Source organism: Vibrio sp. D417a (assembly GCF_030248595.1).
In the GTDB taxonomy this organism is placed as follows: Bacteria; Pseudomonadota; Gammaproteobacteria; order Enterobacterales; family Vibrionaceae; genus Vibrio; species Vibrio alginolyticus.
In genome coordinates, this window is the sequence record NZ_JAHGAM010000019.1 from 90,372 (window position 1) to 105,081 (window position 14,710).

12 protein-coding genes are annotated in these 14,710 nt (G+C 46.2%); all 12 read left to right on the forward strand.

Annotated features, from left to right (window positions below; translation table 11 throughout):
• Positions 1 to 203 precede the first annotated feature (203 nt).
• The 12 genes from KI742_RS18290 (at position 204) to recG (ending at position 14,596) form a co-directional block, all read left to right on the forward strand.
• Positions 204 to 2,804, forward strand: coding sequence for a TonB-dependent siderophore receptor (locus KI742_RS18290; protein ID WP_137281641.1), 2,601 nt, complete (start codon positions 204 to 206; stop codon positions 2,802 to 2,804).
• 65 nt (positions 2,805 to 2,869) lie between these two features.
• Entirely contained in the window at positions 2,870 to 3,634 is a 765-nt protein-coding gene (locus tag KI742_RS18295; RefSeq protein WP_005379365.1) for a DUF3450 domain-containing protein, read from the forward strand.
• A gap of 3 nt (positions 3,635 to 3,637) precedes the next feature.
• Positions 3,638 to 4,999: a MotA/TolQ/ExbB proton channel family protein gene (locus tag KI742_RS18300; protein ID WP_086046437.1), complete on the forward strand. Its 1,362-nt coding sequence runs from the start codon at positions 3,638 to 3,640 to the stop codon at positions 4,997 to 4,999.
• 9 nt (positions 5,000 to 5,008) lie between these two features.
• Complete coding sequence (locus tag KI742_RS18305; protein ID WP_005379363.1) at positions 5,009 to 5,536, forward strand: MotA/TolQ/ExbB proton channel family protein; 528 nt, start codon at positions 5,009 to 5,011, stop codon at positions 5,534 to 5,536.
• 25 nt (positions 5,537 to 5,561) lie between these two features.
• On the forward strand, positions 5,562 to 5,969 hold the full coding sequence (locus tag KI742_RS18310) for a biopolymer transporter ExbD (RefSeq protein WP_005379359.1): 408 nt from the start codon (positions 5,562 to 5,564) through the stop codon (positions 5,967 to 5,969).
• A 4-nt stretch (positions 5,970 to 5,973) separates the two neighbouring features.
• Complete coding sequence (locus tag KI742_RS18315; protein ID WP_005379353.1) at positions 5,974 to 6,606, forward strand: energy transducer TonB; 633 nt, start codon at positions 5,974 to 5,976, stop codon at positions 6,604 to 6,606.
• A gap of 9 nt (positions 6,607 to 6,615) precedes the next feature.
• The gene (locus tag KI742_RS18320; RefSeq protein WP_047103757.1) at positions 6,616 to 7,839 is read left to right on the forward strand and encodes a lipopolysaccharide assembly protein LapB; all 1,224 of its coding nucleotides are present in this window, start codon (positions 6,616 to 6,618) and stop codon (positions 7,837 to 7,839) included.
• Positions 7,840 to 8,287: 448 nt separating this feature from the next.
• Positions 8,288 to 8,911: a guanylate kinase gene (gene gmk / locus KI742_RS18325; RefSeq protein WP_005379347.1), complete on the forward strand. Its 624-nt coding sequence runs from the start codon at positions 8,288 to 8,290 to the stop codon at positions 8,909 to 8,911.
• A 181-nt stretch (positions 8,912 to 9,092) separates the two neighbouring features.
• The gene (gene rpoZ, locus KI742_RS18330; protein ID WP_005379346.1) at positions 9,093 to 9,365 is read left to right on the forward strand and encodes a DNA-directed RNA polymerase subunit omega; all 273 of its coding nucleotides are present in this window, start codon (positions 9,093 to 9,095) and stop codon (positions 9,363 to 9,365) included.
• 39 nt (positions 9,366 to 9,404) lie between these two features.
• The gene (gene spoT, locus KI742_RS18335) at positions 9,405 to 11,525 is read left to right on the forward strand and encodes a bifunctional GTP diphosphokinase/guanosine-3',5'-bis pyrophosphate 3'-pyrophosphohydrolase (protein ID WP_005379340.1); all 2,121 of its coding nucleotides are present in this window, start codon (positions 9,405 to 9,407) and stop codon (positions 11,523 to 11,525) included.
• Between the two features lie 52 nt (positions 11,526 to 11,577).
• Positions 11,578 to 12,261, forward strand: coding sequence for a tRNA (guanosine(18)-2'-O)-methyltransferase TrmH (gene trmH / locus KI742_RS18340; RefSeq protein WP_017820702.1), 684 nt, complete (start codon positions 11,578 to 11,580; stop codon positions 12,259 to 12,261).
• A 253-nt stretch (positions 12,262 to 12,514) separates the two neighbouring features.
• The gene (gene recG, locus KI742_RS18345) at positions 12,515 to 14,596 is read left to right on the forward strand and encodes an ATP-dependent DNA helicase RecG (protein WP_285385036.1); all 2,082 of its coding nucleotides are present in this window, start codon (positions 12,515 to 12,517) and stop codon (positions 14,594 to 14,596) included.
• The last annotated feature ends 114 nt before the right edge of the window (positions 14,597 to 14,710 follow it).

The window sequence follows — 14,710 nt, forward strand, 5'->3', positions numbered from 1 at the left end:
CATTATTCGGTTTTTTATTCCGCCTTTTAAATAAAGCCTGGTTATTTACATCTTTTTTACATTTAAGCATCCCCGTTTACCACTGGTTTGACTTCCTTTTTTCATCTCGGTTATACATTGGCCGAACGTTAACGAAATATTAACGTCACATTTGGCCGCTATGCGGCCAGACATAGGAAATAATAATAATCGGAGCAACAAGGATGTATAAAAACACAACCGCTTTATCTGTTGCGATAAGCCTTGCTTTGGGGACAGCAGCAGTTGCAGCCCCAGCAACAGCACTGGCAGAAGAGCAGCAAGTTGAAAAACTTCAAAAGATGAAAGTTACTGGTTCGCGTATCTCCACGACGGATATGGAAGGTCCTTCACCAGTTACTGTTATTAATAGTAAAGACATTGAGTCTAAAGGCTTTAACAGCGCGCAAGACGTATTGAACAGTTTGACCCAAAACACAGGTGGTGTAATGGCTCAAACAGACTCTTTCTCGTTTACACCAGCAGCGCAGTCAGTCAACTTACGTGGCCTTGGCGCGTCACGCACATTGATTCTTATTGATGGCCGTCGTCTTCCTCAATACCCGCTAGCACAAAATGGTACATCTAACTTCCAAGATATCGGCCAAATCCCTGTCGCCGCCATTGAGCGTGTTGAAGTAATGACTGACTCAGGTTCTGCTATCTACGGCTCCGACGCAATCGGTGGTGTCGTAAACTTCATTTTAAAGAAAGACTTTGATGGCGTTTCTGTAAAAGTACGCGCGGGTGACGCGACGGATGGTGGTTACCAAAACGGCCGTTTAGACGTTGTGGCTGGCAAAAACTTTGACGACAAACGTATTCTCTTCGTTGGCCAATTTGCGGGCAACGAAATGCTAAAGCAATCTGACCGAGATGATTGGGCTGGCGATGACGGTTCTAGCCGTTCTCAGCTAAGTGGCTACTCTAGCTACGGTGCAAACTTTGAAGGCGCCAACGGAACACTTCTAACACCAGCTGATGCTGGTTCTTCATGTAAAGAAGTCGTTGGTGATGCCGCGATTGAACGAGCGGATGGAAAGTGTGGTGTTAACCGTTCTGCATACCGAACATTAAAACCAGAAAACAAACAAGTAGACCTACTTTTACGTGGTGAAATGGACATTAACGACAATGTCACTGCCATGGCAGAAGCCCGTTTTGGCTACAAGTCTACAGAATCTGAATTCGAACCTAACCCTTACAGCGTTGAAGTTGATGCCACTCACTTCCGCGGCGAAGGCGAATACACTCGCCGTATGGTCGAATTTGGACCACGCGAAAGTAACACTGAAGCCGATTCTTTTGGCTTAACCTTAGGCTTGAACGGCCTGCTTGCTGATACGTATGATTGGGACCTATCCGCTGGTTACTCTGAGCAAAGCGTTGAAACAAGCAACCCAGCAATCTTTCTAACTCTCGACCAAGCTGTACAAAATGGTGATGTCGATCTTCTAGGGCCTATCTCACAAGACGTTGTAGACAAATACAGCGGCACTTCAAGCAAAGAAGCTTACTCAAAGCTTTACTCTGTTAACGGCTCACTGGCTGGTGATTTGGTTGAACTTCCTGCAGGTATGTCTGGCTTTGCTGTTTATGGTGAATGGAACCGTACTGACTACAATGAGACGATTGATGCTACAACAGCAGCTGGTGGTTTCTCTGGTCTAGGTGGAACATCAGGCGGCGGTGACCGTGATCAGATTGGTCTTGGTGTTGAAGCTCTTATTCCTATCATTGAAGATTTAGAAATGACTGTCGCTGGTCGTTACGACCACTACTTCGACGACTCGGCAACTGGTGGCGCATTCACTCCTAAAGTAGCCCTAGCATACCGTCCTACTGACACCCTATTGCTACGTGGTAGCTACGGTCTAGGCTTCCGAGCTCCAGACTTGAAGCGACTATTTGGTGATCAAACTCGAGGCTTTGGTTCTGGCTTTGACCCAGAGCTTTGTGCCAACGCTGGTGGTAGCGGCCCACAAGATAAAGACAAGTACCCAGAGTGTGATACTCAATACTTCGATACGCTTAATGGCCCTAACTCTGAGCTGAAAGAAGAAACAAGTACAAACATTAACTTGGGCCTAGCGTGGGAGCCTGTGGATGATCTTGGTGTAACTGTTGACTGGTACCACATCAAGATGGAAGACGTCGTAACAGCACCAACTTACCAAGACGTAATTAACGATCCAGGTAAATACCCAGGTACTGAAGTCGTTCGTAACCCAGATGGCACCATCAAGTCGGTATCCTATGGTCCAGTGAACCAGTCGTATGAAGAGCGTTCTGGTATTGACCTAGCGATCAAATACGCATACGACACTAATGAGTTCGGTTCATTTAACACGCGTGTTGCTGTAACGAAGATCTTGATTGCTGAATATCAAGAAAACGACAGCGAGCCTGTAACGGATGAAAGAGATTTCATGCCTGAATACACCGCAACGTTAAATCTTGGCTGGGCATATGAAGATGTCGCTATCAACCTATTTGGTAAATACCGCGACCGTATGTGTTCAAGCTACGCAAACCGTTACTACTTTGATGACTGTGATTCTGCTAAAAAAGCGGGTTACAAAGCAGAAATCGCTAGTATGACAACGTGGAACCTAACGGCTTCTTACCAATTCAACGAGAGTGGTCGTGTAACTCTTGGTGCTATCAACATGTTTGACAAAGTACCGCCTGCAGATCCTCTAAGCGATACCTCTCCATTCTATGCAACTGGGTATGACGATCCAATCGGACGTCAGCTATACGTCGAGGCATCATACGACTTCTAAAAAATATTTGGCGCGGGTTTTCCGCGCCCTTTTCGACTGACTAAAACACTGACAAGGATGCAACCATGAAATTCAAGGAATTTGGTCTCAGTGCCATAGCTGCAGCATTGCTTACTATCAGTAGTAGCTCTATAGCGGCCAACTCTGGTGCTGTCGTTTCCACACAAGCAAAAGCAAATCAATCTTCAGAAGCTTCGCAACAAAAAATCGACAATTATGCCGAAAGTACTGAAGGCATGTTGGCAGAATACAAAGGCTTACTACGTCAAATCGACAGCATGAAAGTCTACAACGAGCAAATTAACCGTATGGTTCAATCACAGCAAGGTGAATTGGACTCATTAAATAACCAAATTGCTCAGATCGATCAAACGGCAACAGAAGTAGTGCCACTAACACTTAAAATGATCGATGCACTCGATGAGTTTGTGACTCTCGATCTACCTTTCCAGAAAAAAGAACGTAATAAACGTGTCCAAGAACTGCGTCGTCTCATGGATCGCGCCGACGTAACGACTTCTGAGAAATTCCGTAAAGTGATGGAAGCCTACCAAATTGAAGAAGGTTTCTCTCGCTCAATTGAATCTTACAAAGCTAGCCTAGATAGAAATGGGGAAACCGTGACTTACGACTTCCTACGTATTGGTCGCACGGCGCTTTTATTCCAATCTCCAGACGGTGGTGAGACAGGTATGTGGAACCAACAAACACGTCAATGGGAAACATTACCGGAAAGCTACCGCATAGCGGTACAGCAAGGCCTTCGTATCGCGAAGAAGCAAGCGCCACCAGCGCTAATCAAATTGCCTGTATATGCTGGGGAGGAATAAGAGATGAAAGGATTCAAAACTCTAGCCGCTGGTCTACTAGCGAGCTTATTTATGGTTTCAGGCGTACAAGCAGAAACGCCTAAAAACCTATCTGAACTACTCAAAAACGTAAAATCAGAAAGCATCGTTGAGTCAAAAGAGAACAAAGCCCGTGAAGCTGAGTTCAAGAACAACCGAGATAAGCAAGCGGCATTATTGCAACAGGCTCGTGAAGAGCTAGCTTCACAGCAAGCACTGGGCGATCAACTTAAAGCGACATTTGATGAAAACGATAAGCAGCTGACTGAACTAACAGAAACCTTACGTGTTCGCTCTGGTACTTTGGGCGAAATGTTTGGTGTGGTCCGCCAATATGCGGGCGAGTTTAAGGGCTTATTTGCTGCCTCTCAAAACGCTGTTCAGTTCCCAGAGCGTGACGCTCTACTAACGAAACTGGCTGAAAGCAAAGAACTGCCATCAACACAAGAGCTAGAAGCATTCTGGCATACCATTCTTCAACAAGTGGTTGCCTCAGGCGAGACAGTAACAACCCAAGCAACGGTTGTTTATGGCGAAGGTAAAGAAGCGGTTCGCGATGTTACTCTTGTCGGTGAATTTAACGCGATTGCCGATGGTAAGTACGTTACTTATGTACCTCAAACAGGTAAGTTCGAAGAACTCTCTCGACAGCCTCGCACCAATATTACACGTCATGTTGCGGGCTTTGAGTCAGCGTCAAACAGCTATGAGCCACTGTTTATTGACCCATCCCGTGGTGTAATTCTGTCTCTACTTGTACAAAGCCCTACCGTTCAAGAACGTATTGATCAAGGTGGCATTGTAGGTTACGTCATCCTTGGTATGGGTGCAGTTGGCGCTATCATTGCTCTAGTTTGCTTCCTACGCCTTCAAGTGATTGGCGGTAAAATGCGTAAGCAAGCGAAATCAGAAACCGTGATTCCTGGTAATCCTCTGGGTGAAGTTATCCAAGCTTACCAAGAACACAAAGGTGACAACCTTGAAGATCTTGAAGCGAAACTGGACGAAATCATCCTACGTAACGCACCGAGCATTGAACGCTTTATCAGCTCAATCAAACTGTTCGCTTCTGTAGCACCACTTCTAGGTCTACTGGGTACGGTAATGGGTATGATCGGTACGTTCCAAGCAATCACACTATTTGGTACAGGTGATCCTAAGCTAATGGCTGGCGGTATCTCTGAAGCACTTGTTACTACGATGCTTGGTCTGGTTGTCGCAATTCCTCTACTGTTCCTGTACACCATCGTACACAGTAAAGGTCGTCGTTTGGTTCAAACTCTTGAAGAACAGAGTGCAGGCTTCATCGCTCGCTATCAGGAAAAACTACATAAAGCCGAAAGCTAAGGAGGCGTTATGTGGTGGTTAGTTGGAGAACTTGAATCAATTAGGCGCTTCTTGGGAATGGGTGGCGATGTACTCGTCGCCATCTTCATCCTCAGCTTTATGCTGTGGGCAGTATTGTTAGAACGTTGGTTCTATTTTGCTGCCGTCGCTCCAAAAGCCATGAAAAAAGCCGTTGGCTCATGGCAGGGGCGATCAGAGCACCAGAGCTGGAACGCTAAGATGATCCGACAAGAAATTGTTTCTCGTCAGGACATTGAGAATAAAAAGGGCCTGCCAATCGTGAAAGTGTTGATTGCGCTTTGTCCCTTACTGGGTTTGCTCGGCACCGTTGTTGGCATGATCCAAGTATTCGACATCTTAGCGGTAACAGGAACAGGAAGCCCTCGAGCAATGGCCTCGGGGATCTCAAAGGCAACAATCCCAACTTTAGCCGGGATGGTGGCTTCTCTATCAGGACTGTTCTTTAGTTCACGTCTTGATCATTTAGCCAAAGTCACAACGCAAAAGCTGGAAGATAAGCTAAAGCATATTGCCTGAGTAAATGGAATTAGAGGTATAGGTCATGAAAAGACGCTATAGCAGTGATAGCAGTGATGAAACCGCTATCGATATGACACCGATGCTCGACATCGTATTCATCATGTTGATCTTCTTTATCGTAACAACATCGTTCGTAAAAGAAGCTGGTCTAGAAGTAAACCGCCCGACAGCAAGCTCTGCGCAAACCGTGAAAAAAGGTAACATCATGGTCGCAGTTGGTGCGGCGGGTGATGTTTGGGTTGATAAACGCCGCATCGAAGTGGACGCGGTTCGCGCGAATATTGAACGTCTTCGTGCAGAAAGCCCTGATGGCGCAGTTGTTATCCAAGCCGACACAGAAGCAAATGCTGGCGTAGTAGTGAAGGTTATGGACCAGATCAAAATGGCAGGTGTAGAAAGCATCTCCATTGCCGCAACCAATAAGGATTAAGCTTATGCGGTATCTGGCCTCAATTGCACTGGCGCTCATTGTCTCCCTCGGGTTGTTCTGGGGGATGGACAAGCTAGTAAACAAAGAGCGCCACGAGTTAGTGTCGAATGATGACCTGCGTATGGTCGAGTTTATTCGCATTAAACCAGACGAAAAAATACAGGAGAAAAAACGCGAACTTCCAAAGCCACCACCGCCTAAGCGTCCGCCGCCGCCGCCAGAAATGAAAGTGACAGCGACAGTAAAACCGGTGATGGAGCAGACCCCAATGGATATGCCAAAGCTTGACCTACCCGTAAATGTTACAGGTGGTTCGGTGCTTGGACATTATAGCCAGGGTGGAGGTGCGCAACTCGCGGGTAGCGGAGGTCCAACACCTCTAGCGACATTCCAACCTCAAATGCCTAGGAAGGCTGCGAAAGCAGGAATAGAAAAAGGGGTCGTCTTATTAGAGTTTACTGTAAACGCACGTGGTGCCGTAGAGGACATCAAAGTTCTTAAAGAGCAACCACGACGCTTAGGCCTCGGTCGAGCGGCAAGAAAAACAGTCTCTAAATGGACATTTAAACCAAAATTGGTTGACGGGAAACCTGTTAGCTCGCGCCTATCGCAAGAAATAGAGTTCTCAACCAATTAAGGAGTCACGATGAAAAGTTTATGGAAAAGCAAAGTGGCTTCTTTAATTCTCTTCGCAGGAGTGGCAATGGCCGCTCCTACGATGGCAAAAGAAGCTCCTCAGTTATCAGATCGGACATTTCGAACCGTTAACAAAGTGCAAGAGTTGATCGCAACTGAAAAATATTCAGCAGCGAAAGAAAAACTAGCAAGCGCTTTAGAAAGCACAAGTTCGAAAAAATACGACCGAGCAGTTTTACTTCAGCAGACTGGCTTTTTGTATTCGCTACAAGACAATTATGTGCAAGCAGCAAAATACTTTGCCGAAGCATTACAGCTCGACGCACTTCCCGTTCCTGTTGCTCAACAAGTTCGCTACAGCTTGGCTCAGCTTTACCTAGCTGAAGAAAAGTATACGTTGTCTGTAAAAACGATGAAGGAATGGTTCAAGGTTGCAGAAACAACCAAAGAGAAGCCTCAAGCTCATGCTTATATCACGTTAGCGAGCGCTTATGTTCAGTTGGAAGATTACAGAAATGCAATCCCGCCAACCAAAAAAGCCATCGCGATGAGCAAGAGCCCAAGTGAGTCTTGGTACTTAATTCTCGTTGCATCTCACTACGAGTTAGGCCAGCTGAAAAGCGTTGCCAGTGTACTCAAAACTCTGACTTCAAAGTACCCTCAGAAAAAGCGTTACTGGATGCAACTTTCTGGTGTCTACATGGAGCTAGGTCAAGAGCGCAACTCTCTAGCCACCCTAGAAATGGTTTACAAAATGGGGAAACTAGAAGGAGAGAAGGAATATTTACGCTTTGTAAACTTCTTGGCTTATCAAGGTATTCCATATAAAGCAGCCAAAACTCTTGAAAAGGAAATGGCAGCTGGAAACATTGAAAAGACGAAGGAAAACTATGACCGCCTAGCCAGCTTCTGGCAGCAAGCTAAAGAGCTAGATAAATCAATTCTCGCTTATAAAAAGTCATATAACCTCGCTCCTTCTGCTAAAACGCAAATTCAGATTGCTCGCTTAATGATACAAGACAAGCAGTATTCTGAAGCAACTCGTTTTGTAGAAAGCGCGGCATCCAGTGCCTCTAAAGAGCAAAAGGCAGAACTTGAATACATTCGCGGGATGGCCTATTTCGAGCTTAAGCAGCCACAAAAGGCCTTGCAGGCGATGAAAGGCGCTGCTCAATCGCCAAAATTCAGGTCAACCGTTAGCCCTTGGATAAATTTCCTAGAGTCTCAAGGATAATTCGAAGATTAAGTGTGAGTCAGTCGCACGCCTGGGGAAGTGAAAGCTTCCCCTTTTTTCCGTCTTATCATTATTAACCCCTATTTTTAACCAGAGTCACTCACGCAAGCCAAATCGGGAATCTAAACCTAAAATCAGCACACTAAACGGTTGTAGAAATGGTTTTAATAACAGAGTGCGCGGATGGTAAGTCCTGTATCACGCTCCTTCTTCGCTGTTTAGGAACACTCTGGCGTAAGTAACTATTTCATCAGAGACGATCACAGACAGAAAGATCAACTGGTAACAAAATAGAGATCATGATACTCTTCGCCTCCATTTTTCTGGCGGGATTATCACCAATATCCACCCCTTTGGTGGTTGATTTCTCAATGCCAGTGCTATCGTTATAAGAATGTCGAACTTCCCTTCGGCACTCAATCAATCCAATCAAAAGTGGAACAGTACAATGGGCAAAGGTACTCTCTATATCGTATCTGCACCTAGCGGCGCAGGTAAATCTAGCTTGATCTCAGCGATGTTGGAACGCAACCCAACCTACGCAATGAAAGTGTCTGTGTCTCACACCACGCGCAACATGCGACCTGGTGAAGAAAATGGTGTCCACTACCATTTTGTAGCGAAAGATGAGTTTGAAGCCCTGATCGCTAAAGGTGACTTCCTAGAATACGCAGAAGTGTTTGGTAATTATTACGGCACATCTCGTGTATGGATTGAAGAAACACTAAATAAAGGTATCGACGTTTTTCTAGATATAGACTGGCAAGGCGCACGCCAAATCCGTGAACAAATGCCAGAAGCCAAAAGCATCTTCATCCTACCACCATCAAACGGTGAGTTAGAGCGTCGCTTGAACACTCGTGGTCAAGATAGCGATGAAGTGATCGCAAAGCGTATGGCTGAAGCCAAGTCGGAAATCTCTCATTACAACGAGTACGACTACGTGATCGTAAACGACGATTTTGATACCGCTTTGATGGATTTTAAAGCAATCTTGCGTGCTGAAAGATTGAAGGAAGAAAAGCAAGCTGCTAAATATAAAGGTATGCTTGACGCGTTGTTAGCAGAGTAACTTCAAAAAAGTCACGCTGTAAAACATAAAGAATTTCCCGTTTTTTGCCCAGTGCGAAAAACACAATAAACTACCTGAGAAAGTCCACAAACGGTGGCTTGTCTAATTGCTAGTAAATAAAGTAGTTAGGTTGTATACTTTCTCGTCATTCTAAAATTTTAGTTAACTATTTGGAGTCCTCATGGCACGCGTAACTGTTCAAGACGCTGTTGAAAAAGTTGGCAACCGTTTCGACCTAGTACTGATTGCGGCTCGCCGCGCTCGTCAAATGCAAACTGGCGGTAAAGATGCACTAGTGCCAGAAGAGAACGATAAGCCAACGGTTATCGCTCTACGCGAAATCGAAGAAGGTTTAATTACTAAAGAAGTTCTAGACGCTCGTGAACGTCAAGAACAGCAAGAGCAAGAAGCGGCAGAGCTAGCGGCAGTAAGCAGCATCGCTCACAACCGTTAATTCTGACTTTAGAATTCAACAACCTCCCGGGCCTATAATTTGTATCTATTCGATAGCCTCAAAGACGTTGCCCAAGAATACCTAACAGAGCCTCAGATTGAGGCTCTGCGTCAATCTTATGTGGTAGCGAGAGATGCCCATGAAGGGCAAACCCGCTCTAGCGGTGAACCATACATCATCCACCCTGTCGCTGTGGCTCGTATCTTGGCCGAAATGCGCCTTGATATCGAAACCCTCCAAGCTGCTTTGCTGCATGACGTCATTGAAGACTGTGATGTAACCAAAGAAGATCTCGAAGAGAAATTCGGCAACACTGTCGCAGAATTGGTTGATGGTGTATCTAAACTGGACAAACTCAAATTCCGCGATAGGAAAGAGGCTCAGGCTGAGAACTTTCGTAAGATGGTTCTGGCCATGGTGCAAGATATCCGCGTCATTCTGATCAAACTGGCTGACCGCACGCATAACATGCGTACGCTTGGCGCGCTTCGACCAGATAAAAAGCGTCGTATTGCTCGTGAAACGTTAGAAATTTACGCGCCCCTCGCTCATCGTCTTGGTATTCACAATATCAAAACCGAACTCGAAGAGTTGGGCTTTGAGGCGCTATATCCCAACCGCTACCGCGTACTGAAAGAAGTGGTTAAAGCCGCACGTGGTAATCGTAAAGAGATGATCCAACGCATTCACAGCGAAATAGAAGGCCGTCTGCAAGATTTTGGCTTGAATGCTCGCGTCGTTGGTCGTGAGAAAAACCTGTTCTCTATCTATAACAAGATGAAAACCAAAGAACAGCGCTTTCATACCATCATGGATATCTATGCGTTCCGAGTCGTTGTTGATACCGCTGATACTTGTTATCGCGTTTTAGGCCAAGTACACAGCTTGTATAAGCCACGTCCTGGTCGCATGAAAGATTACATCGCGGTACCAAAGGCGAACGGCTATCAATCGCTACACACTTCCATGGTTGGCCCACACGGCGTACCTGTTGAAGTTCAGATCCGTACTGAAGATATGGATCAAATGGCGGACAAAGGTGTCGCGGCACACTGGTCTTACAAAGACAAAGGCGACAAGTCTGGCACCACTGCGCAAGTGAAAGCTCAGCGTTGGATGCAAAGCCTGTTAGAGCTACAACAAAGCGCGGGTAACTCATTCGAATTCATTGAAAACGTAAAATCCGATCTTTTCCCAGATGAGATTTACGTCTTCACACCAAAAGGTCGTATCGTTGAATTGCCTTTAGGCGCAACGGCTGTCGACTTTGCCTATGCCGTACATACCGATGTAGGCAACTCTTGTGTTGGTGCTCGTGTTGATCGTAACCCTTACCCATTGAGTAAGGCATTGAAAAACGGTCAGACGGTGGAAATTATCAGTGCCCCTGGTGCACGTCCGAATGCGGCATGGCTAAACTATGTCGTGACTTCTCGTGCCCGCACTAAGATTCGACAAGTACTGAAAACGATGCGTCGTGAAGAGTCGATTACTTTAGGTCGTCGCCTACTTAATCACGCACTTGGCCGTCACTCGATTGATTCAATTTATCCAGAAAATATCCAAGAAGTCTTGAATGATCTTCGCCTAGAAAGCATCGATGATTTATTGGCTGCTATTGGATTGGGTGAGTTGATGAGCATTGTGATCGCACGTCGTCTCCTTGGTGACACCGAAGAGCTCACGACAACAAGTTCAATCCCAACGGACTCGAAGAAGAAGCTTCCGATTCGTGGCGCAGAAGGCTTATTGCTGACGTTTGCAAATTGTTGTCATCCTATCCCAGATGATCACATTATTGCTCACGTATCGCCTGGTCGTGGTTTGGTTGTTCACCGAGAAACATGTCCGAACGTTCGTGGTTATCAGAAAGAGCCAGACCGTTATATGGCTGTCGCTTGGTCTGAAGACTACGATAAAGAGTTCATTGCTGAACTTAAAGTCGACATGCTTAACAACCAAGGTGCTCTTGCAGAACTGACCAACGTGATCTCGAAAACAGGATCAAACATTCATGGCCTTTCAACGGAAGAACGTGATGGTCGTTTGTACACTGTGACTGTGCTGTTGACGACGAAAGATCGTGTCCACCTTGCTGGTATCATGCGTAAGATTAAGGCAATGCCTCAAGCAACCCGAGTCAGACGCAGAAAGAACTAACCTCTATCGCCACCTACTCTGTTAGGTGGCGATTTTTTATACCTCAATAAATATGAACCTAGAACGTTACAACCGTATTCACCAAGTCCTAAAAACTCGCCAAACTGATCTGACACTTTGTCTCGAAGAAGTACATAAGCCAAACAACGTCTCTGCTGTGATCCGCACCGCTGACGCGACAGGCTTACACAAAGTTCACGCAATTTGGCCAGACAAAATGCGTACGCTGAGCCATACCTCAGCAGGCGCGCGTAACTGGGTTGAAGTGGATACTCACGATTCGATTGAAACTGCGATTACCGAACTCAAAGCGCAAGGTATGCAGGTTTTGGTGACCAATCTTTCGGACACCGCCGTCGATTTTCGCGAAATCGACTACACCAAACCAACGGCAATCATTTTAGGCAGCGAAAAGGTTGGCGCTTCGGAGCAAGCCAAACAGCTTGCCGATCAAGACATTATTATCCCGATGGTGGGTATGGTGCAGTCACTAAACGTATCGGTTGCCAGTGCCGTAATTTTGTATGAAGCGCAACGTCAACGTGAAGCCGCAGGTATGTACGACCGAGAAGAAAGCGCTCTGCCTAAAGAGACAATCAACCGTATTCTCTTTGAACGTGGTCACCCTGTTCTGGCAAAAGTCGCGAAACGAAAAGGGCTTGTTTACCCACCACTCGATGAAGAAGGTCAAATCATCGCCGATGACGCGTGGTGGCAAGAGATGCAAAGCAAGTAAAAGACTTTCGTCATTCTAAACAGCGGCGAAGGAGCGTGGTTCAGGATCTAATTCTCAAATATACAGATGCTAATAGTGTTAACTTCAGCGGCATACTTGTTGGAAATAGAATCCTGATGTCGCTAAAGCTCCCCGGAATGATAGGTTATCAGTCAAATCATGACACTAACTAAAGCATGACTATTTTTTCCTGTACAAAAACACAGCTCCATGGTTAACATACTGCTATGTTAACCATTTTCTTGAGCCCTCTATGTCCGCCCAAATGTTATCTGCCGTCCCATTAACCTCCCTTTCTGGAGTTGGCGCGAAAGTCGCAGAAAAACTCGCCAAAGTTGGCTTACATAGCGTTCAAGATTTGCTGTTTCACCTTCCGTTACGCTACGAAGATCGTACTCGTATTTACCCTATTGCCAAACTGCATGCTGGCCTTTGGGCGGCCGTGCAAGGTAAGGTCATGGCAGTCGACACTATCTTCGGTAAGCGCAAAATGCTAACGGTAAAAATCAGCGACGGTAATGGCACTATCACGCTGCGCTTTTTCAACTTTACCGCAGCCATGAAGAACAATTTCACGCAAGGTAAGTTAGTGCATGCTTACGGTGAAATTAAGCGCGGTGGCATGGGTTTGGAAATTGTTCATCCTGACTACAAGTTTTACGTCAGCGAGCAAAAGCCCGATGTAGAACAGAGCTTAACCCCTGTTTATCCCACCACCGATGGATTGCGTCAAATCACATTACGCAACCTTACCGAACAAGCTTTAGCCCTGCTTGATAAAACCGCAGTGCAGGAATTACTTCCAGCGGGGTTGTATGACCATCAAATCACGATGTCGCAAGCGCTGCACACCATTCATCGCCCACCACCAACCATTAATTTAGATGAGTTTGACGAAGGCAAACATCCTGCCCAAATCCGCTTGATCATGGAAGAATTGCTCGCACAAAACTTATCGATGCTGGCGGTGCGTAGCAAAGGTCAGAAGGATTCAGCGCTACCTCTCGGTCCTTGTAATAAACTAAAAACGCAGCTTTTAGCCCAACTGCCTTTCTCTCCTACAAACGCTCAAACCCGAGTCGTACAAGAGATTGAAGCCGATCTAGAAAAACCGCACCCAATGATGCGATTAGTGCAAGGCGATGTTGGTTCAGGGAAAACGTTGGTTGCCGCTTTGGCCGCAGTTAGAGCCATTGAGCATGGCCATCAGGTGGCACTCATGGCGCCAACCGAACTATTGGCCGAGCAACACGCTATCAACTTCGCAAACTGGTTTGAAACAATGGGCATTCAAGTCGGTTGGTTAGCGGGCAAACTCAAAGGTAAGGCAAAGGAAGCCGAGCTGGCTCGTATTACCAGTGGTGAAGCACAAATGGTAGTGGGTACTCACGCGCTATTCCAAGAGCACGTTGGATTTCATCACCTTGCTTTGGTCATCATTGATGAACAGCACCGCTTCGGTGTCCACCAACGTTTAGAGCTGCGTGAGAAAGGTGCAAAACAAGGCGCTTATCCACATCAGCTCATCATGACAGCAACGCCGATTCCGCGAACGTTAGCCATGACTGCTTATGCTGACTTAGAAACGTCGGTGATTGACGAGTTACCGCCAGGTCGAACACCAATCCAGACTGTCGCGATTCCAGACACCAAACGCAATGATATCGTCGAACGTGTCCGAAATGCCTGCTTAAACGAAGGCAAGCAGGCATATTGGGTGTGTACCCTGATTGATGAGTCGGAAGTATTAGAAGCGCAAGCCGCGGCAGATACCGCAGAAGAGCTTCAACGTAAACTGCCGGACGTAAAAATTGGTCTAGTACACGGACGAATGAAGCCGGCAGAGAAACAAGCGGTGATGCAAGATTTCAAAGACAATAAACTGCATTTGCTGGTCGCAACGACAGTGATTGAAGTTGGTGTGGATGTGCCAAACTCTAGCTTGATGATCATAGAAAACCCTGAACGTCTTGGTTTGGCACAATTACACCAGTTAAGAGGTCGCGTGGGCCGAGGTTCCGTTGCTAGCCATTGTGTGCTGCTGTACCACTCTCCGCTGTCAAAAACCGCGCAAAAACGTCTCGGAGTACTACGTGAAAGTAACGATGGCTTCGTCATTGCGCAGAAAGACCTAGAAATTCGTGGCCCTGGAGAACTATTGGGTACAAAGCAGACAGGTCTTGCTGATTTCAAAATCGCAGACTTAGTTCGAGATCAACGCCTGATTCCCGAAGTTCAGCGTATTGCGCGTCATATTCATGACAATTACCCGTCTAACGCAACAGCGATTATCGATCGCTGGTTGGGTGAGCGGGATATTTACTCCAAAGCGTAATGATTGAAAGCGAGCCAAATGGCTCGTTTTTTAATGCGCCAAAAACAAAGCAAACGTTTGCTTTTTGAGTAAATCTCTCTATAATCGCGCACAAATTTTTAAGTGTGTTAGATC

Bases quoted from the DNA above. Each gene is read 5' to 3' on its own strand.
- KI742_RS18290 (WP_137281641.1), top strand. From the start codon at position 204: ATGTATAAAAACACAACCGCTTTATCTGTTGCGATAAGCCTTGCTTTG.
- KI742_RS18295 (WP_005379365.1), top strand. From the start codon at position 2,870: ATGAAATTCAAGGAATTTGGTCTCAGTGCCATAGCTGCAGCATTGCTT.
- KI742_RS18300 (WP_086046437.1), top strand. From the start codon at position 3,638: ATGAAAGGATTCAAAACTCTAGCCGCTGGTCTACTAGCGAGCTTATTT.
- KI742_RS18305 (WP_005379363.1), top strand. From the start codon at position 5,009: ATGTGGTGGTTAGTTGGAGAACTTGAATCAATTAGGCGCTTCTTGGGA.
- KI742_RS18310 (WP_005379359.1), top strand. From the start codon at position 5,562: ATGAAAAGACGCTATAGCAGTGATAGCAGTGATGAAACCGCTATCGAT.
- KI742_RS18315 (WP_005379353.1), top strand. From the start codon at position 5,974: ATGCGGTATCTGGCCTCAATTGCACTGGCGCTCATTGTCTCCCTCGGG.
- KI742_RS18320 (WP_047103757.1), top strand. From the start codon at position 6,616: ATGAAAAGTTTATGGAAAAGCAAAGTGGCTTCTTTAATTCTCTTCGCA.
- gmk (WP_005379347.1), top strand. From the start codon at position 8,288: ATGGGCAAAGGTACTCTCTATATCGTATCTGCACCTAGCGGCGCAGGT.
- rpoZ (WP_005379346.1), top strand. From the start codon at position 9,093: ATGGCACGCGTAACTGTTCAAGACGCTGTTGAAAAAGTTGGCAACCGT.
- trmH (WP_017820702.1), top strand. From the start codon at position 11,578: ATGAACCTAGAACGTTACAACCGTATTCACCAAGTCCTAAAAACTCGC.
- recG (WP_285385036.1), top strand. From the start codon at position 12,515: ATGTCCGCCCAAATGTTATCTGCCGTCCCATTAACCTCCCTTTCTGGA.